Consider the following 24,060-nt stretch of genomic DNA (forward strand, 5'->3'; position numbering starts at 1 on the left):
CCGTGTAGCGAGCACCGAAACCCGGTGTTACGGAAATCACGCCCGCGCGAGCGCGGCCCGCCGCCGGTGCCGGGCCACCCGCTCCCGGTTCCCGCAGACCTCACTGGAGCACCACCGCCGGCGCCGCCCCCGGGAGGTGTCCAGGTACACGAGCGGGCAGTTGTCCCCCTCGCACTCCCGCACGGCCGCCCGCGCGACGGGATCGGTGAGCAGTTCCACGGCGTCCCGCGCGACGAGCGCGAGCAGCCCCGCACAGGTCGGCGGATCGGCCAACTCCCGGATGAGACCGCCCGCTCCATCGCATACGGCACGCAGGGCGGGGGGCGCGGCACGGGCGGCTTCGTTGACCCGTCCGAGCGCCCGCGCACACGACGTGTCCGGCACGCGGGAGCCGCCGTAGGGGCTTCGCACCAACAACCCGATGTGCGCGCGCAGTTCGCGGAACCCGACGAGCCAGGAGGCATCGACGTGATCGAGCGCCGCCCCCTTCGGCACCAGCCCGGCCCCGCCGATCCACGCGCACAACGCCTCCACGCCGTCCAGCCGTTCGGCCGGGTGCGTGGTCGCGAGGAGATCGAGACAGATCCGTCCGGCGTCGAACCGCAGCTCGTACGGGGGCGTGGCCGTACCCAGTGCCATGTGCCTGTCACCGCCTAGGCAGGAAGCGGGGGTCTCCTCTTCACAGTGCCCGCCCCGGGCTCCGGCCGGAACCCCTCGTACCGGCTGGCCTGGACGCATACGCATGCGGGCGCGCGCCTCGGCCATGTCCGGGAGCGGGGGTGCCCCGGTTGGCTGGACCCATGACGAACACGATGCATACCGGGACGAACACGAGTCATCCAGGGACGACAAGGACAGGGGCCGCCGTCCTGATCGCGGCCACGGTCACCATGGGCCTGAGCGCCGGGGTCTTCTACGTCTTCGCCTGCGCGGTGATGCCGGCGCTGGCCCGCAGCGACGACCGGACGTACGTCGAGGTCATGCGGAACATCAACAGCGTGATCCAGAACCCGGTGTTCTTCGTGAGTTTCATGGGGGCGCTGTCGCTGACGGCTCTGTCGGCGTGGCAGCTCAGGGGGACGGCGTGCGCCCGCTGGCTGTGGGCCGCCCTGCTGTCGTACGCCCTGGTCTTCCTGATCACGATGGTTTTCAACGTCCCCCTGAACAACGCCCTGGCGGCGAAGGGCGCCCCGGCTGCCCTGCGCGAGCACTTCGAGGGACCCTGGGTGGCGTGGAACGTGGTGCGGGCACTGGGCTCGACACTGGCACTGGGCCTCCTGACCCGGGCACTGACGCTGTACGGCCGCGCCCGCCCCTCCGTGTGAGTACAGTCGGGCGATGCCCGAGCTGCAGCGGCTGCACGCCGACCACGCCCCGGCGGTCCTGGCCTTCGAGCTGGCGAACCGCGCCTACTTCGCCGCGTCGGTCTCCGACCGGGGCGACGCGTACTTCGAGCAGTTCACCGACCGGTACGACGCCCTGCTGGCCGAGCAGGAGGCCGGCGTCTGCGCGTTCTACGTGCTCGTCGCCGAGGACGGCTCGGTGCTCGGCAGGTTCAACCTGGTCGACATCACCGACGGCACGGCGGAACTCGGCTACCGGGTCGCCCGGCACGTCGCCGGCCGCGGGGTGGCGACGGCGACCGTGCGGGAGCTGTGCCGACGGGCGGCGGAACACCATGGACTGCACACGGTCAGGGCGGCCACGACCCTGGAGAACACCGCGTCCCAGAGGGTCCTGACGAAAGCGGGCTTCACCCCGACCGGCCCGGCCGACCCGTCCGACGTCGGGGGCAGGCCGGGTATCTGGTACCAGCTCAGCGCGGGGGGAGCCGAGGCGAGCTGATACGCCGCCGCTACGCGTCCGCGTACTTCGCGTCCGTCGCCGGGTCCAGGGCCAGGCGGTAGCCCCGCTTCACCACCGTCTGGATCAGCTTCGGTGCGCCGAGGGCCGTGCGGAGGCGGGCCATCGCCGTCTCCACGGCGTGTTCGTCGCGGCCCGCGCCCGGCAGGGCGCGCAGGAGGTCCGCCCGGGGGACGACCCAGCCGGGGCGACGGGACAGGGCCCGCAGCAGCGACATGCCTGCCGGGGGGACCGGCTTGAGCGCGCCGTCCACCAGGACCGCGTGGCCGCGGATCTCCACCCGGTGCCCGGCGATCGGCAGGGCGCGGGCGCGGGCCGGGAGCTCCTGGCAGAGGAGCTGGACGAGGGGGCCCAGGCGGAAGCGTTGCGGCTGGATCGTGTCCACACCGTGTGCCTGGAGGGGGAGGGCGGTCACCGGGCCCACACAGGCCGGCAGGACGTCGTGGGCGAGCGCCGACAGCAGGTCCGGCAGCAGGCCCCGGGCCTCCGCCCGCTCCAGCAGGGACACCGCCGCGGGGGCGCTCGTGAACGTGAGCGTGTCCAGGGACCGGGAGACGGTCGCGTCCAGGAGGCGGTCCAGCGGCGTGATGTCCTCCGGGGGCATCCAGCGGTACACCGGGACCGGGACCACCTCCGCTCCCCCGGCCCGCAGGGACTCGACAAAGCCCGGGAGCGGCTCACCGTGCAGCTGTACGGCTATACGGCGGCCGTCGACACCCTCCGCCAGGAGGCGGTCCAGGACCTCGGCCAGGGATTCCGAGCAGGGGGACCACTCCTCGGTGAGGCCGACCGCGCGGATCGCTCCCTTGACCTTGGGGCCCCGGGCCAGCAGCTCCGCGCCGCGCAGCCGCCCGAGCAGCTGCTCGCCGAGGCCCCAGCCGTCGGCGGCCTCGATCCAGCCCCGGAAGCCGATCGCCGTGGTGGCCACGACCACGTCCGGCACCTGGTCGATGATCTCCTTCGTGGCGGCGAGGAGTTCCCCGTCGTCGGCGAGCGGCACGATGCGCAGGGCGGGGGCGTGCAGGACGGCGGCACCGCGCCGCTGGAGCAGGGCGCCCAGCTCGTCGGCCCGGCGCGCGGCGGTGACACCCACGGTGAATCCCGCGAGCGGACCGTGCTCAAGGGCTCCGGGATGCTGCTCTTCGTCGTACATGGGCTCTCCTAGCTGACCGGCACGCGAATCGAGCCTGTCAACGGCGCGTGACAGGCTCGGTTCGGCTTGATGTCACCGGTGTTACTTCACACTTCCACGTAGCTGAGCTGCGGCTTTGTGTCCGCCGTCGTCTCCGTCACAGCCTGCCCGGCCGGGCGGCGAAGGTATACGGCCCACGTCACCGCGAAGCAGGCGCCGTAGAAGGCGAGGAAGGCGACGAACGCGCCGGTGCCGGAACCGTAGGACAGGAAGGACTGGCGGAAGGCGAGGTTGATGCCGACTCCGCCGAGCGCGCCGACCGCGCCGATGAGGCCCATGGAGGCGCCGGACAGGCGCCGGCCGTGGGCCGCGGCGGCCTCCCCTTCCAGCCCCTTGGCCAGGGCCTTTGCCTGGAAGATGCCGGGGATCATCTTGTACGTCGAGCCGTTGCCGAGGCCGCTCAGCACGAACAGGACGACGAAGACGGACACGAACAGCGGCAGTGACTTCCGGGTGCTCGCGACGATCAGGACGGCGGTCGCGGTGGCCATGCCGACGTAGTTCCACAGGGTGATGCGGGCGCCGCCGTAACGGTCGGCGAGCCGGCCGCCGAGGGGGCGGATCAGGGAGCCGAGCAGCGGGCCGATGAAGGTGAGGTAGGCCGCCTGGAGCGGGGTGCGGCCGAACTGGATCGTCAGGACCTGGCCGAAGGCGAAGCTGTAGCCGATGAAGGAGCCGAAGGTGCCGACGTAGAGGAAGGCCATGATCCAGGTGTGGGCGTCCTTCGCGGCGTCCTTGGCCGCGCCGGTGTCGTTCTTGACCGTCGCCAGGTTGTCCATGAAGGAGGCGGCGCACACGGCGGCCACGACGATCAGCGGGATGTAGATGCCCAGCAGCACGCGCGGACCGCCGCTCGCGCCGATCACGGCGAGGGCGGCGAGCTGGATGACCGGCACGCCGATGTTGCCGCCGCCCGCGTTGAGGCCGAGTGCCCAGCCCTTCTTCTTCAGCGGGAAGAAGGCGTTGATGTTGGTCATGGAGGAGGCGAAGTTGCCGCCGCCGATGCCGGCCAGCAGGCCGACGAGGAGGAAGGTGGTGAAGGACGTCCCCGGCTCCATCACCGCGAAGGCGGCCACGGTCGGGATGAGCAGCAGGCTCGCCGAGACGATCGTCCAGTTGCGGCCGCCGAAGACGGCCACGGCGAAGGTGTAGGGCACGCGGACGACGGCGCCGACGAGCGTGACCATCGAGGTCAGCAGGAACTTGTCGGCGGGGGTCAGACCGTACTCGGGGCCCATGAAGAGGACGAGGACGGACCACAGGGTCCAGACCGAGAAGCCGATGTGCTCGGAGAGGACGGAGAACCAGAGGTTCCGGTTGGCGATCCGCTCCCCGGTCGCCTCCCAGAAACCCTCGTCCTCCGGGTCCCAGCGCTCGATCCAGCGGCCACTGCGACGGGTTGGGGCTGAGGGGGCTGGTGTTGGGGCTGGGGCTGTCATCGCGCCTCCACGGGGGCTACGGCTGCTCGGTCTGCCGTCGACCTGCCATCGACTGGCTCAGCCCGAAGGTAGGGAGGGCGCGTTTCCTGCCTGTGCCTGTGAGTGACCGCGAGGGAACTTTGCTCTCACTCACCGCCCCTGTGCCCGGTGAGGGTCCGTCCCGCCGCGCGCATGGCCTCCACATCGTCGGCCGGCATCCGTCCCCCGGCGGGCCGCCGCAGCCACCCCTCCGGCCCGCCGCAGCGAGCATCGAACCGGAGAAACAAAAAGCCCCGTCGCTCGAAGCGACGGGGCCTGTTGCACATGGGGTGCGCCCCCGGAGGGGCATGGTGGAGATGGCGGGAATCGAACCCGCGTCCAACGGTGCGGAATCAGGGCTTCTCCGTGTGCAGTCCGCTTCGCTTTTCTCAGCCCCGGAGATCACGCGGACAAGTCTCCGACGGGCTCAGTCACTGTTTGGTTTCCCTCTTCACCCCGTGACCGGGATCAAGGTTTAGTTCCCTAGCTGATGCCAGGATCCGGGTCGGGAACAGCCCCGGGCTGACACTTCGCAAGTCGCTACTTAGGCAGCGAGGGCGAAGGAATCGCGCTTGGTGTTGGCGATTATTTTTTGCGACATATGGTTTACGAGATCATTGCCGCTTCCTCGACACGCTTCCCCTGCTTCGACAGCCGCTGTCGAAACCGATCATCCCCATGTTGATTTTTCAACCCCTCCGTGGAGGGCTCGCACTCTCCGTGGAGTGCACTGCCATCGTACGTGACCAACGCACGACGATGCCAGCCTATTCCCCGGCGGCCGGCCGGCTAGACGCCGCGCTGCCTGCGCTTCGCCGCCGCGATCGCCCGGTCCGACTCCCGCCGGTCCTGCTTCTCCCGCAGCGTCTGCCGCTTGTCGTACTCCTTCTTGCCCCGTGCGAGAGCGATCTCGGCCTTCGCCCGGCCGTCCTTGAAGTAGATGGCGAGGGGCACGATCGTGTGACCCGTCTCCTGGGACTTCGACTCCAGCTTGTCGATCTCCTCGCGGTGCAGGAGCAGCTTGCGCTTGCGGCGCGCGGAGTGGTTGGTCCAGCTGCCCTGGTGGTACTCGGGGACGTGGGCGTTGTGCAGCCACGCCTCACCCCGGTCGATCTGGACGAAGCCGTCGGTCAGCGAGGTCCGCCCCTCGCGCAGCGACTTGACCTCGGTGCCGGTGAGCACGAGCCCGGCCTCGTAGGTGTCGATGATCGCGTAGTCGTGCCGGGCCTTCTTGTTCTGGGCGACGATCTTGCGCTTGCCGCCCTTCTCGCCGTCCCTGGCCTTCGCGGCCCCGCCGCCCTGCTTGGGCTGGGACTCCTTCGGTACGTACATTCCCTTGCTCATAGTGCCGACCATTTTCGCACCACGGAGGGGGCATGCGTACAGCCGATTAACACGAGGCTACGACGGGTTGCCCAGGCCCGTGAGGACCGTCTCCGCGCGCGGCAGGGACTGGGCCGGCCCCGCCTCCAGGTCCGGGGTGATGCCCCGGCCGTCGACGGTGTGGCCGGAGGGGGTGCGGTAGTGGCCGACGGTCAGCTCGGCCACCGAGCCGTCGGGGAGCTTCGTCGGCATCTGGATGGAGCCCTTGCCGAAGGTGCGCGAGCCGATCACCACCGCGCGGCCCCGGTCCTGCAGGGCCCCGGTGAGCAGCTCGGCCGCGCTCATCGTGCCGCCGTCGACCAGGGTGACCAGCGGCCGGGCGGTGTCGCCGCCCGGCTCGGCGTGCAGGGAGCGCTGGGCGCCGTCGACGTCGTAGGTGGCGACCAGGCCGCCGTCGAGGAAGGCGGAGGAGGTCTCCACCGCCTCGGTGACCAGGCCGCCGGAGTTGCCGCGCAGGTCGAGGACGATCCCGCCGTCGGCCGCGACCTGCCGTACCGCGGCGTGGACGGCGTCCCCGGTGCCCTTGGTGAACGCGGCGATCTTGATGACGGTGACCCCGCCGGGCAGCCTGCTCACCGTCACGGAGTGGGTGGACAGGCTGGCCCGGCGCAGTTTCTCGGTCCACGCGCGCGTGCCGCGTTCCAGGCCCAGGGTGACGGTCGTACCGGCGGCCGCGTCGTCGGCGTCGCCGCGCAGCAGCGAGACGACCTCGGTGACCGGCCGGCCGTCGACCTTGCGGCCGTCGACGCTGCGCAGCCGGTCGCCCGTGCGGATCCCCGCCTCGGCGGCGGGCGAGCCGGGCTGCACCCTGGTCACCTCGATCCGGCCGCCCCGGCCGCCGCGCGCCCACAGTCCGACGCCGGTGTAACGGCCGTCCAGGGCGTCCTGGAACTCCTGGTACTCGCCTTCGGAGTAGACGGCTCCCCAGCGGTCCCCGCTGCGGCTGACGGCCCGCTCGGCGGCCTCCATCGGGGACTTGCCGTCGGCCATCGCCTCGGCCGCGGCCTTCTGCACGTCCTCCTGCCGGGTGGCCGAGGGGACGGGCCCTGAGGCGGGCTTGCGCGCGGAGGTACCGGTCTCCGGGAAGGAGCCGGTGGCGGCGCCGGCGACCAGGACGCCGGCGAAGACCAATGTCAGGGCGGCCCCGCGGCGGATGCGACGGGGCTCACAGAACAGGTCACGGCCTGACATGGCGGTGAGTCTAGGACAACGCGAAGGACCGTACGGCCGGATGCCCGTACGGTCCTCTTGGCATGCGTCACACCTTCAGGTACTTGCGCAGTGCGAAGAACGCCGCCAGCGACGGCATCACCACGCTCGTGGCGAGGATCAGCGGCAGCTTGGCCAATACCGCGTCCCAGCCGACGAAGTTGATGAGCTGCAGCTTGTGGGACAGGGCCATGCCGTGGTCGATGGTGAAGTACCGGCCGACCACCAGGGCCACACAGGCGAGTCCGCCGCCGATGAGTCCGGCGACCGCAGCCTCGGCGATGAACGGCGCCTGGATGTAGAAGCCCGAGGCACCGACCAGCCGCATGATCCCGGTCTCACGCCGGCGGCTGAACGCCGAGACACGCACGGTGTTGACGATCAGCAGCAGCGCGACGATCAGCATCATCGCCATCACGCCGAGCGCGCCCCGGTTCATCAGGTTCAGCAGCTGGAAGAGGTTGTCCAGGATCCCCTTCTGGTCCTGCACGGACTGCACACCGGCGCGTCCGTTGAAGGCCGACGCGATGACCTGGTACTTCTGCGGGTCCTTGAGCTTGATCCGGTACGACTCCTGCATCTGGTCCGGCGTGAGCGAACCGGCCAGCGGGGAGTTGCCGAACTGCTCCTTGTAGTGCTTGTAGGCCTGGTCCTGCGACTCGTAGGAGACCTTCTCGACGACCGACGTCATCTTGTCCAGGTCACCGAGGATCTGCTTCTTCTGGTCCTCCGTGACCGCGCCCTTGGCGCAGTTGACGTCCGATTCGGCGTCGTGCTTGTTGCACAGGAAGATCGAGACGTTGACCTTGTCGTACCAGTAGCCCTTCATGGTGCTCACCTGGTCGCTCATCAGCAGCGAGCCGCCGAAGAGGGCCAGGGACAGGGCGACGGAGACGATGACGGCGAAGGTCATCGTCAGATTGCGGCGGAGACCGACACCGATCTCCGACAGGACGAACTGGGCGCGCATGGCGTCTGGTCGAGCCTTTCCGTCGTGAACTTGCTTAGTGCTGGTAGCCGTAGACGCCGCGGGCCTGGTCGCGGACGAGGCGGCCCTTCTCCAGCTCGATGACGCGCTTGCGCATCTGGTCCACGATGTTCTGATCGTGTGTCGCCATGATGACCGTGGTGCCCGTCCGGTTGATGCGGTCGAGCAGCTTCATGATGCCGACGGAGGTCTGCGGGTCGAGGTTGCCGGTGGGCTCGTCGGCGATCAGCAGCTTGGGCCGGTTGACGAAGGCCCGCGCGATGGCCACGCGCTGCTGCTCACCACCGGACAGCTCGCCCGGCATCCGGTCCTCCTTGCCGCCGAGCCCGACGAGATCGAGCACCTGCGGCACGGACTTGCGGATCTCGCCGCGGGACTTGCCGATGACCTCCTGGGCGAAGGCCACGTTCTCGGCGACGGTCTTGTTCGGCAGGAGCCGGAAGTCCTGGAACACCGTCCCCAGCTGGCGGCGCATCTGCGGCACCTTCCAGTTGGAGAGGCGCGCGAGGTCCTTGCCCAGGACGTGCACCTGGCCGTGGCTGCACCGCTCCTCGCGGAGGACGAGCCGCAGGAAGGTGGACTTTCCGGAGCCGGAGGACCCCACGAGGAACACGAACTCGCCCTTCTCCACCTCCAGGGAGACATCCCTGAGTGCGGGGCGGGTCTGCTTGGGGTAGACCTTGGAGACGTTGTCGAATCGGATCACGGATGCACCACGGGTCGCCGGGGGTAGATGAGCGTGACCATACGCGAACCGGGTGTGCAAGTGCAGTCGCAGGACGAGGTTGGGTAAGGCTTGTGCGGTTTTGTACCGGACCCTGCCCTTGCCCGGCTCTCCCAGGCCCCGCGCACGCACTCCGCGAACCTGGCACAGTGGAGGGGGAACGTTCTGGTTCCCGTGAGCGTTGTACGAGCGATGGCCGGTGCAAGGAGGGCGAGCGCATGACGTACGACCGGTTGGTGTGCGCGAACTGCGCGGCGCCCGTGAGCGAGGGCCGGTGCCCGGTGTGCCGTGTCAACCGCGAGCGACTGCAGCAAGAGGGTTTTCTGGGCGGGGTGAACCCGATGGCGCTGATCGCGCTGCTGGCGGTGCTGATCGCCGCGGTGGCGCTGCTGGCGCACCAGACCGCGTGACCGAGCGCGGTCGGAATCACCGGGTGAGAAAACCCTGAGAAACGCGTCAGGGCCCGGAGCGCCGAGCTCCGGGCCCTTCGGCATGCGCGATGCGCGCGCAGCGTGACCGTGGGGTTACGGTCAGGCCGCAGCGCCGCCGCGGCCGTTCGCCAGACGCGGCAGGACGCGGAAGCCGACGCCACCGGCGATCATCGTCGCGGCGCCGATGACCAGGAACGCGGTCTGGCCGGCACCGGTCTCGGCGAGCTGCTTGCCGCTGCCCTTGCCCTGGGCCTGGGTGTCGGAGCCGGTGTCGGTGAGCTCCGAGGAGCCCTCCTCCTGCGAGGCGTTGTTGTTGCCGCCTTGCGGGGTGTCGTGGTTGCCGCCGGTGCTGGAGCCGCCACCGGTGCTGGAGCCGCCACCGGTGCCGTGGCCACCCGTGCTGCCGCCGCCGGAGGTGCCGGAGCCGCCGGTCGTGCCACCGTTCGTGGTGCCGCCGTTCGTCGTGCCACCGTCCGTGGTCCCGCCGTCGGTCGTCCCACCGTTAGTGGTCCCGTTAGTGGTCCCACCGTCCGTGGTGCCGCCGTCGGTCGTCCCACCGTTAGTGGTCCCACCGTCGGTCGTCCCACCGTTAGTGGTCCCACCGTCGGTCGTCCCACCGTTAGTGGTCCCACCGTCGGTCGTCCCACCGTTAGTGGTCCCACCGTCGGTCGTCCCACCGTCCGTGGTCCCACCGTCGGTCGTGCCACCGTCCGTGGTCCCGCCAATGGTGACGGTGCCGCCGTCGGTCGTCCCACCGTCCGTGGTCCCGCCGTCGGTCGTCCCACCGTCGGTCGTGCCGCCGTCCGTGGTCCCGCCGTCGGTCGTCCCACCGTCCGTGGTGCAGACGGCGATCGGGCAGCCGCCGTCGGTGGTGCCACCGTCGGTACCGCCGTCGTCACCCCCGGTGTTCGTGTGGGCACCCAGGCTGATCGGGCCCGCCTGGACGTCGAGGTCCAGGGCGGACGCCGCACCGGCTGCGGTCAGGGACGCACCGGCCGCGATCACGGCGCCCGCGGCTATCCGCGCGACCCGGATCCGCGTCTTCTTCGTCATGTGGTTGCTACCCCCAGTAGCTGTTCGTCAATGAGGCGGCGCGTGGGGCGTGCCGTGATCGACGGAGGCAGCTGGCGACGAAGTACGCGTCTCAATCCCCCGGTTCACATGCGCCCCAGCGGTACGCATGCCGCGCCTCACCCTTCCGATTTTTCAATGCAACGTCAAGGGCGTTGCGGGCGTGATGTCCGTTGGGGTGACGTTTGAGGCGAGTTGAAACCTGTGAGTGTGATGTAAAACCCAGACAAAAGACAACTGCCGCCTCTCGGGCGGCAGTTGTCAGGCCGGTTGCCTTGTCGACAAACCTACTTCTCCTGCTGCTTGCGCCAGCGAATACCGGCCTCCAGGAAGCCGTCGATCTCACCGTTGAACACGGCCTCGGGGTTGCCGACTTCGAACTCGGTCCGCAGGTCCTTGACCATCTGGTACGGGTGCAGCACGTACGACCGCATCTGGTTGCCCCAGGAGTTGCCGCCGTCGCCCTTGAGGGCGTCCATCTTGGCCTGCTCCTCCTGCCGGCGGCGCTCCAGCAGCTTGGCCTGGAGGACGTTCATCGCCGTGGCCTTGTTCTGGATCTGCGAGCGCTCGTTCTGACACGAGACGACGATGCCGGTGGGGAGGTGGGTGATGCGCACCGCCGAGTCGGTGGTGTTCACGCCCTGGCCGCCGGGCCCGGAGGAGCGGTACACGTCGATCCGGAGCTCGCTCTCGTCGATCTCGACGTGGTCGGACTGCTCGACGACGGGCAGCACCTCGACACCCGCGAAGGAGGTCTGGCGGCGGCCCTGGTTGTCGAAGGGCGAGATGCGCACCAGGCGGTGCGTGCCCTGCTCGACGGAGAGGGTGCCGTAGGCGTAGGGCGCCTGCACGGAGAAGGTGGTCGACTTGATGCCGGCCTCTTCGGCGTACGACGTCTCGATGAGCTCGGTCTTGTAGCCGCGCTGCTCGGCCCAGCGCAGGTACATGCGCTGCAGCTTCTCGGCGAAGTCGGCGGCGTCGACGCCACCGGCCTCGGCGCGGATGTTGACGAGCGCCTCACGGGCGTCGTACTCGCCGGACAGGAGGGTGCGGACCTCCATCTCGTCCAGCGACTTCTTCACCGCGGCCAGCTCGGACTCGGCCTCGGCGCGGGTGTCCGGGTCGTCCTCCTCCTCGGCCATCTCGAAGAGGACGGCGAGATCGTCGATCCGGCCGCGCAGCGCCTCCGCCTTCCTGACCTCGGCCTGGAGGTGGGAGAGCTTGCTGGTGATCTTCTGCGCCTCGTCCGGGTTGTCCCAGAGGGACGGCGCGGCCGCCTGCTCCTCGAGCACGGCGATGTCTGCCCTCAGCCTGTCGAGGTCCAGGACGGCCTCGATCGACTCCATGGTCGAGGAGAGGGACTTCAGCTCTTCGGATACATCGACGACTGCCACGCATCCAGCGTAACGGCTCCGCCGAGCGCCGGGGGTCGGGTGTGTTCCAGCCGACGGGGTGCCCGGCGCCGCACCCGCCGTTCAGGGGGTGGAGCTCCCCGGGCCGGGCGGGTCAGGGGGCCGACGTGCTGTGGGTGTTCCGCGGCGCGTCCGAGTCCCCGTCGCCGGACGCCAGCCACGCGCCGACGCCCACGACAGCGGCCAAGGCCACGCCGGCCACCCCCAGCGTCACCCTGCGCCGTCGTACCGTGGCACGGTGGCGGGCCGAGCCCGGCCTGGGCGTACCGGACGCGCGAGGAGCGCGAGCCGTACCGTGCGCGCCCCCCGCCAGCTCGTCCGGCGCCGGCACCCTCATCGACGTGTGCGTGTCCCGGTTGGAGTCCGGCTTGGCCCCGGGGACGAGGGACACGGCCCCCCGCCGCCGTGCCGGCTCGCCCGGCGGAGCCGACGGCAGGGGCTCCTCGGCGGCCTCCTCGGAGAGGTCCGGCTCGTCCACGTCCAGCGGCGGCATCCCCGCCAGCGTGGGCAGCTGCTCGCGCAGCCGCGCCGCCAGCTCCGAGGCGCGCAGCCGGGACGCGGGCGCCTTGGCCAGGCACTGCACGATCAGCTGCCACAGCTCTTCGGGGATCCCGGGCAGCGGTACGACGGTCTCGGTGACGTGGCGTCGCAGCACCGCGCCGGGGTGACCGCCGCCGAAGGGGGTGAACCCGGCCAGCAGCTCGTACAGGACGGTCGCGAGGGCGTAGATGTCCACGGCCGCGCGCGGCGGCAGGCCCTCGACGATCTCCGGGGCCAGGTAGTCCGGCGTACCGATGATCTTCGTGGCGCGGGTCCGCTTCGGCGAGTCGATCAGCTTGGCGACGCCGAAGTCGGTGAGCAGCGCCGGGTGGGCGCCACCCGGGCCGAGCGGGCCCTGCATGTCCAGCAGGACGTTCTCGGGCTTCACGTCCCGGTGCACGACCCCGGCCGCGTGGGCCGCCGCCAGCGCGTCGGCGATGTCGACGACGATCGCCACGGCCGCCTCGGGGGCGAGCCGTCGCTCGCGCTCCAGGCGGGTGCGCAGGTCGGTGCCGCGCACGAGGTCCATGACCAGGGCCAGGTCGTTGCCGTCGACCACCAGGTCGCGCACGGTGACAATGTGCGGGTGCTCCAGACCCAGCAGCGCGGTGCGCTCGTGGACGAAGCGTCCGACGAGCTCCTGGTCGGAGGCGAGGTCCTCACGCAGCAGCTTGACGGCGACGGGGCCCTCCGGCCCCTCGCCCAGCCACACCGTGCCGGCGCTGCCCCGCCCCAGGATCTGGTTCGCGGTGTACCGGCTGCCGATCTTCCGTGCCAAGACTGCTCCTACAGACGCGTGTTGTCGTTAAAACTACGCGTCCGATGAGCCAACCTTCACCGCGGAGACGGAAATCACCCGTCAGATGTCGACAAATCCACAAGCCGGTGATCAGTTGCCGCTGCCGGACGAACCGCCCAGGTCCTTGACCCAGCGGCTCGCCTGGCCGACCCAGTGGGTCACCTCGTGCCAGTAGCTCCTGCCCTGACCGACCCATGTGTGCAGCGGGGTCAGCTCGTAGATCAGCCAGCTCGCCACGACCAGGATGACGATCGTGAACAGGCAGCCCTTCAGGCAGCCGAGCCCGGGAATCTTCATCGGGTTGGCACTGCGCTGCCGCGGCGCGCGGGGCTCGCGCGCGGGCCGCTGCGGCTCCGGCGCGGGCGGCGCGTACCGCTGCGGCTGCTGCGGCGGCGCGTACTGCTGGGGCTGCTGGGGCGCGTACCCCTGCTGGTACCCCTGCTGCCGGCCGCGCTGCTGCGGCTGCTGCGGGCGGCCCTGCGGGGCCGGGCGCGGCTGCTGCTGGGGCCGGGCGACCTGCCGCTGGGGCCGGTGGCGCAGCGGGTCGTCCTCCGGGGCCAGGTACTGGATCTGCGTCTGCTCGTTGCGGTCGCGGGCGGCGCGCAGCTGGCTCTGCCAGGGGTGCGGCTGCTCGGGCTGCTGCCCCTGCGGGCCGGTGTTCGGCAGCAGCGCCGTCGGGTCCGCCGCGCCGGTGTTCGGCAGCACGGCGGTGGGGTCGGCGGCGCCGGCGGGGCCGCCGGTGTGCGGCAGCACGCTGGTCGCCCCGTTCGGGTCGTACGCGCCCGCGGGGCCGGTGTGCGGCAGCACCTGGGTGGGGTCGGCGGCGCCGGGGACGGCGGTCGGGGCCGGGTCGGGGGCCAGCAGCGCGCCCACGCCCTCGGCCGCGGCGATCTGCGCGGCGTTCGCGTGCACACCGATGCCCTCGGCGACGACCCTGAGGCCGCGCGCGAGGTTCTCGGCGCTCGGCCGGTCGTCGGGGTTCTTGCGCAGGCAGCGCTCTATGACCGTCCACAGCGGGTCGGGGACGGTGGAGGGGCGTCGCGGCTCGGCGCTCAGGTGCTGGTGCAGGACCTCCAGGGCGGTGCCGCCGGAGAACGGCGGGCGCCCGGTGACCAGCTCGTACAGCAGGATGCCGGCGCCGTAGACGTCCACGGCGGAGGTCTGCGGGCGGCCCTCGGCGGACTCCGGTGCGACGTACGCGGGCGTGCCGACGAATTCCTGGGTGCGGGTCAGGCCCGGGGAGTCGGCGAGGCGGGCGATGCCGAAGTCGGTCAGCATCGGGTGCATCTGGCCCTCGTGCTGCATCAGCAGGACGTTGGCGGGCTTCAGGTCGCGGTGGACGACGCCGTCGGCGTGGCTCGCGGCGAGCGCGTCGGCGATCTGCGCGGTCATCAGAGCGGCGGCGACCGGTGTGAGGGCGCCGTTCTCGCGCAGGTAGCGGTGCAGGTCGGGGCCGTCGACGAGGTCCATGACCAGCGCCAGCAGATCGCCCTCGACGACCAGGTCACGGACCCGGACGACGTTCGGGTGGGTGAGGCGGAGCAGGACGGAGCGCTCACGCAGGAAGCGCATCACGATGTCCGGATCGCTCGCCAGCTCCTCCTTGAGGACCTTGATCGCGACCGTCTCGCCGGGCTGCCCTGGCACGGCCGCCTCGGCGCCCGCGGTCTCGCGCTGGCGGGCACGCCAGACGGTGCCTGTGGCGCCGCGTCCGAGCGGCTCCTCAAGCAGGTACTTGCTGCCGACTGGCCGCACGTCACGCGCTCCCTGCTGCTTGCTGATGCTTGCTTGCCTGCATTCCGGTTGTCATTCCGGTTGTCCGACCCACTGTAGTGCCGCCCTTGGGGGCGCCAGGGGCTCGACGGAAAGACGCATGTCCCGGTCCACCGGTTGCCGGAAACGGACGTGACCGATCTCAAGTGATCGCCCGCACCCTCATGGTCAGGCACTTTTGAGGGCAGAGCCGACCATTCAAGATCACTTGTTACCGGGTGCCGGGCGGGCTGTCAGTGGCAGGTGCGAGGATGCCTTCCAGTACTGGCCGACGTGCTCGTGTGGGGTGGGGATGCAGATCCGGCTGACCGTCGTAGACCCGCTGGGCGCGGCCCCGCAGCGGGGCCGCGCCGCGAGCCGCGACGTGCTGGTCACGGCGCCCACGGGCACGGACCTGGCCGCGGTCGCCTCGGCGCTGGCCGGCGCGGTCACCGGGGAGAGCCGCGACGCCTCCAACGCCGCCGTCGTGCTGTACGCCGGTACGGAGCGGCTCGACCCGCGCCGCCGCATCCTCGGCGAGCCTCCGCTGGTCGACGGCGCCGTGCTGTCCCTGGGCGCCCCGGCGGTCGCCGAACCGCATCCGGAGCCGGCCGACGCGCCGACCCAGCTGCATGTCGTCGCCGGCCCCGACGCGGGCGGGGTCCATCTGCTGCACGGCGGCCGGATCACCGTGGGCCGCTCGGCCGACGCGGACGTACCGCTGGACGACCCCGACGTGTCCCGGCTGCACTGCGCGGTCACCGTCGGCGCGGACGGACGCGTCTCGGTCGCCGACCTCGGCTCCACGAACGGTACGGCGCTGGACGGGGCGCGGGTGGACTCGCATCCGGTGCGGTTCCCCGCCGGGGGCCTGCTGCGGATCGGGGAGTCGGCGCTGCGGGTTGCTCCGTCCGGGGGAGCCGGCGTCCCGGTCGTACCGGACGGGGAGGGGTGCGTCCGGGTCGTGCAAGACACGTTGCCGGGTGCGTCGGGGTCCGGGTTCCCGCCCGCACCGCCGTTGCGGGTTGCGTCGCCGGGGGCGGGGGGCCCCGGTGGGGCACAAGCACCGTCGGCGACCGCGGGCGGGGCCGGGGCGTCCGGCGGGCCCGTCGGGCCGGCTCAGCACGGTTACGGCTCCGCCGGGTGGGGCGCCTCCGGCGGCGGGGGGCTGGAGCATCGGCGGCGGGAGTCGGGGGTGGTGCCGGGGCAGGGCGGGGCGCCGGGGATCGAGAACCGCAGCGGCGGGGACACGCACGCCGGCCGTTTCGGTGCCGGCGGACCGAGCCCGGCGGCCGGAGAGCCGTACGCCGGTGCGGCGGGACGCGGACCCGGCGGCCGTGACGCGGGACCCGTCGAGGACCCGCGCGCGCAGGGCCGTGGAGGCGCCCCTGCCAGGGGCGCCGGCGTCCCCCAGGGCGGTCGGCGGCGCGGGCTCGGTGCCTGGGCGCGCAAGCTGGCCGGCGGCCGTGGGGAGCAGCCCGCCGGCCACGAGACATACGACGGCACCGCCCTCCGCGCCGACGCCGTCCCGGCGGATCCCGCACCGCAGCAGCCGGAGGCCTGGCCGGATCCCGCCGCGCTGCTGCTGACGGCGCTCGGCCCCGGGCCCCGGCTGTGGGAGCGCGGGCCGGACCACGCGGAGGCGCTGACCGTGCGGCTCGGCACGGCCGACCGCAGCGCGCCGGACGGCTCCGGGCTGCTGCCCGCGGTGCCCGTGACGGCGGCGCTGCGCGAGGCGGGCGCGCTGGGCCTGGCCGGACCGCGGCCCCGGCTGTCCGGGCTGGCCCGCGCGGTGCTGGCGCAGCTGGCCGCGCTGCACTCCCCCGACCTGCTGGAGATCGTGCTGATCAGCGCCGACCGGGCCCGTCCCGTGGAGGAGCGCACGGCCGAGTGGTCCTGGCTGGGCTGGCTCCCGCACGTCCGGCCGGGCCACGGCCAGGACTGCCGGCTGCTGCTCGCCTACGACCGCGAACAGGCGGCGGCCCGCGCGGAGGAACTGCTGCGCCGGGTGGAGGACCACGCGGCGACCGGCAGGAGCGCGGCCCACCCCGCTTCCGCTTCCGCCCGCGTCCCGGCCCCCGGCGCGGCGCCGGGCACCCTCACCCCCGACGAGCCCGTCGGCCCGGCCACGCCCGGCCCCCGCCCGGCTGCCGCCGCCCAGAACACCCACGCCCCCATGCTGGGCACCCACCCGCAGACCCTCGGCGCCCACCCCCCGGCCACCGACGCCCGCGGCAACGCCGCACACGGCGACCCGTCCGGCGCGTCCGCCCCCGGCCCGGCTGCCGCCGCCCGGAACACCCACCCCCACACCCCCACCACGGGCGCCCAGCCCCCGGCCACCGACGCCCGCGGCACCACCGGCAACACCGCACACGGCGACCCGTCCGGCGCGTCCGGGCCCGGACCCGGTACGGGTGCCGTCCCAGCGGCCGGCCCCGGCAGCACGCCGGCCCAGGGCAGCCACCCGCACCAGCCCGTTCCCGGCCGCCCGGACACCGCCGCCGCACACCCCGGTACGCCGGCCGCCCCCGCCCAGGGGCTCGCCTCCGGCGGCCCCGGCGGCACAGCCCGCCCCTTCGGCGGCCCGCTCCCCGAAGCCGCCCCCGGCCACCCGGGAACCCCGGCCCCGGGGCCCCTTTCCCACGCCCCCGGCACCACCGCCCACCGCTCCGCAGCCCCCGGCGACCCCGCCCAGGCGAGCATCCCCGGGCACCCCGGCAACCCCACGCCCGCCTCCACGTCCCCGGGCGCCCCGTCCCCCGCCCCGGGCCACCCCGGCCCCCGGGCCGACTCCACCCCCGGCCACGGCCCCGCCACTCCCGCCTCCCACCACTCCGCGCCCCCCACCGGAACCGCCACCGCCACCGACGGCGCCCGTCGCCCGTCCTGGGCCAAGGGCGACGGGGAGGTCGGCGGGATCAGCGGGTTCCCCGGGCCGTACACCGTCGTCGTCGTGGACGGAGACCCCGGAGGGGCCGCGCTGCGGGAGGCCGTGGCGCGGCTGGCCGTGGCCGGGCCGCGGGCCGGGATCCATGTGGTGTGTCTCGCGGAGACCGACCCCGCCTCGCCCGCCTCCCCCGTGACGCTGACGTACGAGGCCGCGTGCGCGGTGACGCCGACGTTCCGGCACTGCGGTGCCGTGGCACTGCTCAGCGGTGATGTCGCCACGGCGCTGCAGCTGATGCGGGTGGCGCCGAGCGGGCCCGTCGGACCGGGCTCGCCGGCCGTCGTCGACGCCGTCTCCCCCGCCTGGGCGGAGCGGTTCGCGCGGGCGCTGGCACCGCTGCGGCCGGACGGCGGCCCGGCCGGCGAGCGGGACACCCGCGTGGCCACGCCGCTGCCGCAGTCGGCGCGGCTGCTGGACGAGCTGGGGCTGGCCCGGGCCACTCCGGCGTCACTGATGGCGCGCTGGGCCGACGCGGCCGACGACACCCAGGCGCTGGGCGGACGGGCGCGAGCCGTGCTGGGTGCCGGGACGCGCGGGCCGGTCACCGTCGACCTCGTCGCCGACGGGCCGCATCTGCTGGTCGAGGGACCGGCCGGCAGCGGTCGCACGGAAACGCTGCGGGCCGCGGTGGCCTCGCTGGCCGCCGCCGAGCGGCCGGACCGGCTGAGCGTGGTGCTGATCGACGGGCGGGACGGGGTCGGGGCGGGCGCAGGGCGGGGTGAGGGGCTGCGGGTGTGCACCGACATACCGCATGTCACCACGCACCTCATCGCCAACGACCCCGTGCGGATGCGGGAGTTCGCCCAGTCGCTGACCGCCGAGCTGAAGCGGCGGGCGGAGCTGCTGGGCCGGACCGACTTCGCGCAGTGGCACACGGGCCGTGCGGTGTCGGGCCGGATCGTGGCGCAGCGCACGCCCCCGAACGGTGACATAGAGGCGCCGCCCAGCTCCACCCTGCGGCTGCGGCCGGGCGCTGCCGCGCGGCAGCAGGCCGAGGCCGCACCGCCGCTGCCGCGGCTCGTGGTCGTCGTCGACGACCTGGACGCGCTGGTCTCGCCCCCGCTCGGCTCGCCGGGCCGGCCCGCCGCCGGGTCGGTGCTGCGCGCGCTGGAGGCGGTGGCCCGGGACGGCGAGCGGCTGGGGGTGCACCTGGTGGCGGCGGCCGGGACGGGGGGCCGTACGGCGGAGTCCGAGCCCGCGCGCAGGGCCACCTTGCGGGTCGTGCTGGACACCCCGAACCAGGGGCCGGACGAACCGGCGCCGGGACGCGGGCGGTTGGCGTACGCCGACGGGCGGATCGTCGGTTTCCAGGGCGGCCGGGTGACGGGCCGTATCCCGCGTACCGCGACCCAGCGGCCCACGGTCGTCCCGCTGGACTGGCAGCGCATGGGCGACCCGCCGGCCCGCCGGCCCGTGCGGGAGCTGGGCAACGGCCCCACCGACCTGGCCCTGCTGGCGAGCGCGGTGCAGCGGGCGGCACGCGAGGTGTCCGCGGCCCAGGTGCCCTCGCTGCTCTGACCGCAACCGGCCGGAGGCGGATGCGCATACCTCCCCGATCACGAGCCGGTCACGATGAGCCGCCGGACGGCGCAGGCGCTCTTGCCGCCCTTGTGCGGCGCGGCGTACACCGGAGCGCACGGACAGAGTTCTGACGTTCAACGAAGAACGACGAACGGGGAAGTGATGCGCAGCATGAGCAGCACCATCCGGACCCACAGGACCGTCACCACACTCGCCGCGCTGCTGGCGGGAGCCCTCGCCCTCAGCGCCTGCTCCAGCAGTGACCACGACAGGAAGGGCAGCGGGGAGCAGACCGGCGCCGCCACCGGCTCCGCCGTCGGCCTGCCGAAGCTCAACGGCGCCAGCCTGGAGATCGCCGCCGTCTGGACCGGCCAGGAGCAGAAGAACTTCAAGCAGGTCCTGGCCGAGTTCGAGAAGCGCACCGGCGCGAAGGTCACCTTCGTGCCCGCCCAGGACCCGATCATCAACTTCCTCGGCTCGAAGATCGCGGGTGGCCAGCCGCCGGACGTGGCGATGCTGCCGCAGCCCGGCGCCATCAAGCAGGCCGTGCAGCGGGGGTGGGCCAAGCCGCTCGGGCCGGAGGCCCTGAAGGAGCTGCGGAAGAACTACTCGCAGGGCTGGCAGGACATCGGCAAGGTCGGCGGCAAGCAGTACGGCGTCTACTACAAGGCCGCCAACAAGTCGCTGATCTGGTACAACGCCAAGGTCTTCGAGAACGCGAACGCCAAGGAGCCGAAGACCTGGAAGGACCTGCTGGGCGCCGCGCAGGCGGTGTACGACTCCGGTGTCACGCCGTTCTCGGTGGCGGGCGCGGACGGCTGGCCGCTGACGGACTGGTTCGAGAACGTCTATCTGTCCCAGGCGGGCCCCGAGAAGTACGACCAGCTCGCCCAGCACAAGATCAAGTGGACGGATCCCTCGGTCAGGCAGGCGCTGACGACGCTGGCACAGGTCTGGGGGAAGAAGGACTACCTGGCCGGCGGCCAGGACGGCGCGCTGCAGACGGAGTTCCCGGCCTCGGTCACCCAGACCTTCACCGGCGGCGACCAGCCGAAGTCCGCGATGGTCTACGAGGGTGACTTCGTGCAGGTCAACATCGGGGAGACCAAGGCGAAGGTGGGCACGGACGCGAAGGTGTTCCCGTTCCCGGCCGTCGGCTCCACCGCGCCCGTGGTCTCCGGTGGTGACGCGGCGGTGGTCCTGAAGGACTCCAAGGCCGCCCAGGCCCTGGTCACCTTCCTCGCCTCCCCGGAGGCGGCGACCATCCAGGCGAAGCTCGGCGGCTATCTCTCGCCGAACAGGAACGTCGAGATCTCGGCGTACCCGAACGCGGTGCAGCAGAAGATCGCCAAGGCGCTGATCGCGTCCGGTGACGACTTCCGCTTCGACATGTCCGACCAGGCCCCGCAGGCCTTCGGCGGCACCCCGGGCAAGGGTGAGTGGAAGGACCTGCAGGACTTCCTGAAGAACCCGGCGGACGTGGCGGGCGCCCAGGCGAAGCTGGAGAAGGACGCGGCGGCCGCGTACGGAAGCGGGAGCTGAGCCGGCGATGGCGTCGGCGGCAACGGCGGCGGGAGCCTCACCGGGTCCCGCCGCCCCCCGCAGCCGTAGGAGCGTGACCGGCACCCGCAGGACCGTCGCAGCCCTGTTCCTGCTGCCCGCCCTGGTGCTGCTCGGCGCGCTCGTGGTCTACCCGATCGGGTACTCGGTCATCCGCAGCTTCTCCACCGCCTCCGGCGACGGTTTCGCCGGCGTCGACAACTACAGGACGCTCTTCACCGACGACGGCATCCGCACCGCCCTGAAGAACAACGTGATCTGGGTGGTGTTCGCGCCCACGGTCTCCACGGCGCTCGGTCTGGTCTTCGCGGTGCTGACCGAACGGGTGCGCTGGGGGACGGCGTTCAAGCTGGTCGTCTTCATGCCGATGGCGATCTCGATGCTGGCGGCCGGGATCATCTTCCGGCTGGTGTACGACCAGGATCCGCACAAGGGGGTCGCGAACGCGGTGTGGGTGGGTGTCCACGACACCTTCGCGCAGTCGTCGGCGTTCCCGAAGGCGCACCCGGGCCGCGAGTCGCCGCTCGTGGCCCGGCAAGGCGGCTTCCTCACCAAGGCCACCGTCCACACCGGCCAGGTGGTGCCGCTGCCCCTCGTCGGCGTCGCCCCGGACCAGATGCCGGACAACGCGAAGAAGGCCGTCGCCGCCCGGCCGCAGCCGGGCAGGATCACCGGCACCACCTGGCAGGACTTCACACGCGGCAAGGGCGTGGGACGGCTCGGCGCACCCGACCCGTCCGAGCTGGGATATGCCGGGATGCGGATCGAGGCGGTGAAGGACGGCACGGTCGTCGCCTCCGCCAAGGCGGCCGGCGACGGCACCTTCACACTGCCGGCCTCCGCCGACGGCGCGCGGCTGCGGCTTCCCGCGAGCAACTTCCGGGAGCCGTACAACGGTGTGGAGTGGCTCGGCCCGGCACTGGTCACCCCCGCGGTCATCGGGGCGTACGTGTGGATGTGGGCGGGCTTCGCGATGGTGCTGATCGCGGCGGGGCTCGCGGGCGTGCCCCGGGAGCTGCTGGAGGCGGCGCGGGTGGACGGTGCCACCGAGTGGCAGGTGTTCCGCAAGGTCACCGTGCCGCTGCTCGCGCCGGTCCTCGCGGTCGTCACCGTCACGCTGATGATCAACGTGCTGAAGGTGTTCGACCTCGTGTACATCATCGCGCCGGGCTCGTCCCAGGACGACGCCAACGTGCTCGCCCTGGAGCTGTACCGCAAGGGCTTCGCGGAGAACCAGCCGGGCGTCGCGAGCGCGATCGCGGTGCTGCTGCTGGTGCTGGTGATCCCGGTGATGGCGTTCAACATCCGGCGGCTGCGGCGGGAGGTGCGGCGATGACCTGGCTGCTGCAGAAGATCAACGGCGGTGTGGTCCGGGTGTTCCTGATCGTCGTGGGCCTGTTCTGGCTGGTGCCGACGATCGGGCTGCTCGTCTCCTCGCTGCGGGCGCCCGAGGACATGAGCGCGAGCGGCTGGTGGACGGTGTTCTCCAAGCCGTCCCAGCTCACCTTCGACAGCTACCAGAAGCTGCTGGAGAACGGCGACATCACCAGCTCCCTGCTGAACACCGTACTGATCACGGTCCCGGCGACGGTCCTGGTCGTCGTGGTCGGCTCCCTCGCGGGCTACGCGTTCGCGTGGATGGAGTTCCCTGGCCGGGACTGGTGGTTCCTGGGCGTGGTGAGTCTGCTGGTGGTGCCGGTGCAGGTGGCACTGATCCCGATCGCGGAACTGTTCGGGAGGATCGGCCTGTTCGGGTCGATCCTCGGGGTGATCCTGTTCCACACCGGCTTCGGTCTGCCGTTCGCGGTGTTCCTGCTGCGGAACTTCTTCGCGGAGATCCCGCGCGAGCTGCTGGAGGCGGCCCGGCTGGACGGCGCCGGTGAACTGAGGCTGTTCGCGCGGGTGGTGTTGCCGCTCGGCGGGCCGGCGATCGCGAGCCTCGGCATCTTCCAGTTCCTGTGGGTGTGGAACGACATGCTGGTCGCGCTGGTGTTCACCAAGTCGGGCACCCAGCCGATCACGGTGGCGCTGCAGACGCAGGTACGGCAGTTCGGCAACAACATCGACGTGCTGGCGCCGGGCGCGTTCATCTCCATGGTGATCCCGCTGGCCGTGTTCTTCGCGTTCCAGCGGCAGTTCGTGTCCGGGGTGATGGCAGGCGCGGTCAAGTAGTAACAAAAGCGACACTCTTCGGGGGCGGGCCTTAAGCGGCCCGCCCCTCCCCGTTCACCACATGTCCCCCACATGCCGTACGAACCGTAACCAATTCACTCCATCGGCCGTTCCCGGTCAGAACCCCCGCGCCGACCGACGACCCTTGGATGTCCCTTGCCCAGGTTCAGTGTCATTGTCCCCGCGTACAAGGTCCAGGCGTATCTCTCCGAGTGCCTGGACTCGGTGCTCTCGCAGTCGTACCCCGATCTGGAACTGATCGCCGTGGACGACTGCTCGCCGGACGCCTGCGGGGCGATCATCGACGAGTACGCGGCCCGCGACGCCCGTGTGCGGCCCGTGCACATGGCCGAGAACCAGGGGCTCGGACGCGCCCGGAACGTGGGGATGGCCGAGGCGAGCGGCGACTACCTGGTCTTCCTGGACAGCGACGACACCCTCACCCCGGACGCGCTGCGCGCGATCGCCGACCGGATCAAGGAGTCGGGCGAGCCGGACGTCCTGGTGTACGACTACGCGCGCACGTACTGGGACGGCCGGACGGTCCGCAACCAGCTCACCGCCCCGCTCACCGAGCAGGGCCCGGCGCCGTTCCGGCTGGAGGACCGGCCGGGGCTGCTCAGGGTGCTGATGGTGGCCTGGAACAAGGCCTACCGGCGGGAGTTCGTCGAGGACAACGGCTTCGCGTTCCCGCCGGGCTACTACGAGGACACCCCCTGGACCTTCCCGGTGCTGATGGCGGCGGAGTCGATCGCCACACTCGACCGGGTGTGCGTGCGTTACCGGCAGCGCCGGCAGGGCAGCATCCTCGGCACCACCAGCCGCAAGCACTTCGACCTGTTCGAGCAGTACGACCGGGTGTTCGCCTACGTCGAGGAGCGGCCGGAACTCACCCGGTGGCGGCCGGAGTTGTTCCGCCGCATGATCGACCACTACGCGACGGTGTTCACCAAGCGGGGCCGGGGGGGGGGGGGGGGGGACGGGGGGGGGGGGGGGGGGGGGGGGCTCCCATGCCCCCGCTCCCGGATCCCCCGCC

19 protein-coding genes and 1 other RNA gene are annotated in these 24,060 nt (G+C 72.1%); 8 read left to right on the plus strand and 12 right to left on the minus strand.

Annotated features, from left to right (window positions below; translation table 11 throughout):
• Positions 1-36 precede the first annotated feature (36 nt).
• A complete protein-coding gene (locus ACZ7GZ_RS05380) occupies positions 37-639 on the minus strand; it encodes a CGNR zinc finger domain-containing protein (protein WP_471021154.1) in 603 nt (200 codons plus the stop codon).
• Between the two features lie 161 nt (positions 640-800).
• Between ACZ7GZ_RS05380 and ACZ7GZ_RS05385 the strand changes: the two genes are divergently transcribed.
• The gene (locus ACZ7GZ_RS05385) at positions 801-1,325 is read left to right on the plus strand and encodes an anthrone oxygenase family protein (protein ID WP_471021156.1); all 525 of its coding nucleotides are present in this window, start codon (positions 801-803) and stop codon (positions 1,323-1,325) included.
• A gap of 13 nt (positions 1,326-1,338) precedes the next feature.
• On the plus strand, positions 1,339-1,845 hold the full coding sequence (locus tag ACZ7GZ_RS05390; protein WP_471021158.1) for a GNAT family N-acetyltransferase: 507 nt from the start codon (positions 1,339-1,341) through the stop codon (positions 1,843-1,845).
• A gap of 10 nt (positions 1,846-1,855) precedes the next feature.
• On the opposite strand, the gene ACZ7GZ_RS05395 is transcribed toward ACZ7GZ_RS05390, so the two are convergent.
• The 7 genes from ACZ7GZ_RS05395 to ftsE all read right to left on the minus strand — a co-directional run bounded on the left by ACZ7GZ_RS05395 (position 1,856) and on the right by ftsE (position 8,798).
• Entirely contained in the window at positions 1,856-3,016 is a 1,161-nt protein-coding gene (locus ACZ7GZ_RS05395) for a uroporphyrinogen-III synthase (protein WP_471021160.1), read from the minus strand.
• 86 nt (positions 3,017-3,102) lie between these two features.
• Positions 3,103-4,494, minus strand: a complete 1,392-nt coding sequence (locus ACZ7GZ_RS05400) for a nitrate/nitrite transporter (protein WP_471021162.1) — start codon at positions 4,492-4,494, stop codon at positions 3,103-3,105.
• 327 nt (positions 4,495-4,821) lie between these two features.
• Positions 4,822-5,190, minus strand: a transfer-messenger RNA (tmRNA) gene (gene ssrA, locus ACZ7GZ_RS05405).
• Positions 5,191-5,301: 111 nt separating this feature from the next.
• Entirely contained in the window at positions 5,302-5,844 is a 543-nt protein-coding gene (gene smpB, locus ACZ7GZ_RS05410) for an SsrA-binding protein SmpB (protein ID WP_471021251.1), read from the minus strand.
• Positions 5,845-5,913: 69 nt separating this feature from the next.
• Positions 5,914-7,086: a S41 family peptidase gene (locus tag ACZ7GZ_RS05415; RefSeq protein ID WP_471021164.1), complete on the minus strand. Its 1,173-nt coding sequence runs from the start codon at positions 7,084-7,086 to the stop codon at positions 5,914-5,916.
• Positions 7,087-7,153: 67 nt separating this feature from the next.
• Complete coding sequence (gene ftsX / locus ACZ7GZ_RS05420; RefSeq protein ID WP_471021165.1) at positions 7,154-8,074, minus strand: permease-like cell division protein FtsX; 921 nt, start codon at positions 8,072-8,074, stop codon at positions 7,154-7,156.
• 34 nt (positions 8,075-8,108) lie between these two features.
• Complete coding sequence (gene ftsE, locus ACZ7GZ_RS05425; RefSeq protein ID WP_031159396.1) at positions 8,109-8,798, minus strand: cell division ATP-binding protein FtsE; 690 nt, start codon at positions 8,796-8,798, stop codon at positions 8,109-8,111.
• 236 nt (positions 8,799-9,034) lie between these two features.
• Here ftsE and ACZ7GZ_RS05430 point away from each other — a divergent pair, with 236 nt between their 5' ends.
• Complete coding sequence (locus tag ACZ7GZ_RS05430; protein ID WP_369389574.1) at positions 9,035-9,226, plus strand: hypothetical protein; 192 nt, start codon at positions 9,035-9,037, stop codon at positions 9,224-9,226.
• A gap of 120 nt (positions 9,227-9,346) precedes the next feature.
• Here ACZ7GZ_RS05430 and ACZ7GZ_RS05435 read toward each other — a convergent pair whose 3' ends face one another.
• The 4 genes from ACZ7GZ_RS05435 to ACZ7GZ_RS05450 form a co-directional block, all read right to left on the minus strand.
• Positions 9,347-10,300, minus strand: a complete 954-nt coding sequence (locus ACZ7GZ_RS05435) for a hypothetical protein (protein ID WP_471021168.1) — start codon at positions 10,298-10,300, stop codon at positions 9,347-9,349.
• Between the two features lie 305 nt (positions 10,301-10,605).
• Positions 10,606-11,712, minus strand: coding sequence for a peptide chain release factor 2 (prfB, locus tag ACZ7GZ_RS05440; protein WP_471021170.1), 1,107 nt, complete (start codon positions 11,710-11,712; stop codon positions 10,606-10,608).
• A gap of 112 nt (positions 11,713-11,824) precedes the next feature.
• Positions 11,825-13,048, minus strand: coding sequence for a serine/threonine-protein kinase (locus ACZ7GZ_RS05445; protein WP_471021172.1), 1,224 nt, complete (start codon positions 13,046-13,048; stop codon positions 11,825-11,827).
• A 111-nt stretch (positions 13,049-13,159) separates the two neighbouring features.
• Positions 13,160-14,824, minus strand: coding sequence for a serine/threonine-protein kinase (locus tag ACZ7GZ_RS05450; protein ID WP_471021173.1), 1,665 nt, complete (start codon positions 14,822-14,824; stop codon positions 13,160-13,162).
• A 310-nt stretch (positions 14,825-15,134) separates the two neighbouring features.
• Between ACZ7GZ_RS05450 and ACZ7GZ_RS05455 the strand changes: the two genes are divergently transcribed.
• The 5 genes from ACZ7GZ_RS05455 to ACZ7GZ_RS05475 form a co-directional block, all read left to right on the plus strand.
• Positions 15,135-19,289: an FtsK/SpoIIIE domain-containing protein gene (locus tag ACZ7GZ_RS05455; protein WP_471021174.1), complete on the plus strand. Its 4,155-nt coding sequence runs from the start codon at positions 15,135-15,137 to the stop codon at positions 19,287-19,289.
• Between the two features lie 165 nt (positions 19,290-19,454).
• Positions 19,455-20,834 carry an ABC transporter substrate-binding protein gene (locus ACZ7GZ_RS05460; RefSeq protein WP_471021175.1) on the plus strand — a complete coding sequence of 460 codons (1,380 nt, stop codon included), beginning with the start codon at positions 19,455-19,457 and terminating at the stop codon, positions 20,832-20,834.
• Positions 20,835-20,841: 7 nt separating this feature from the next.
• Entirely contained in the window at positions 20,842-22,188 is a 1,347-nt protein-coding gene (locus tag ACZ7GZ_RS05465) for a carbohydrate ABC transporter permease (RefSeq protein WP_471021176.1), read from the plus strand.
• Positions 22,185-23,024, plus strand: a complete 840-nt coding sequence (locus tag ACZ7GZ_RS05470; protein ID WP_471021177.1) for a carbohydrate ABC transporter permease — start codon at positions 22,185-22,187, stop codon at positions 23,022-23,024. Before ACZ7GZ_RS05465 ends, ACZ7GZ_RS05470 begins: the two co-directional genes overlap by 4 nt.
• 156 nt (positions 23,025-23,180) lie before the next feature.
• The coding region (locus ACZ7GZ_RS05475) for a glycosyltransferase family 2 protein (RefSeq protein WP_471021179.1) at positions 23,181-24,060 on the plus strand (880 nt) is incomplete at its 3' end.

It is taken from the genome of Streptomyces sp. NPDC037288 (assembly GCF_055603265.1).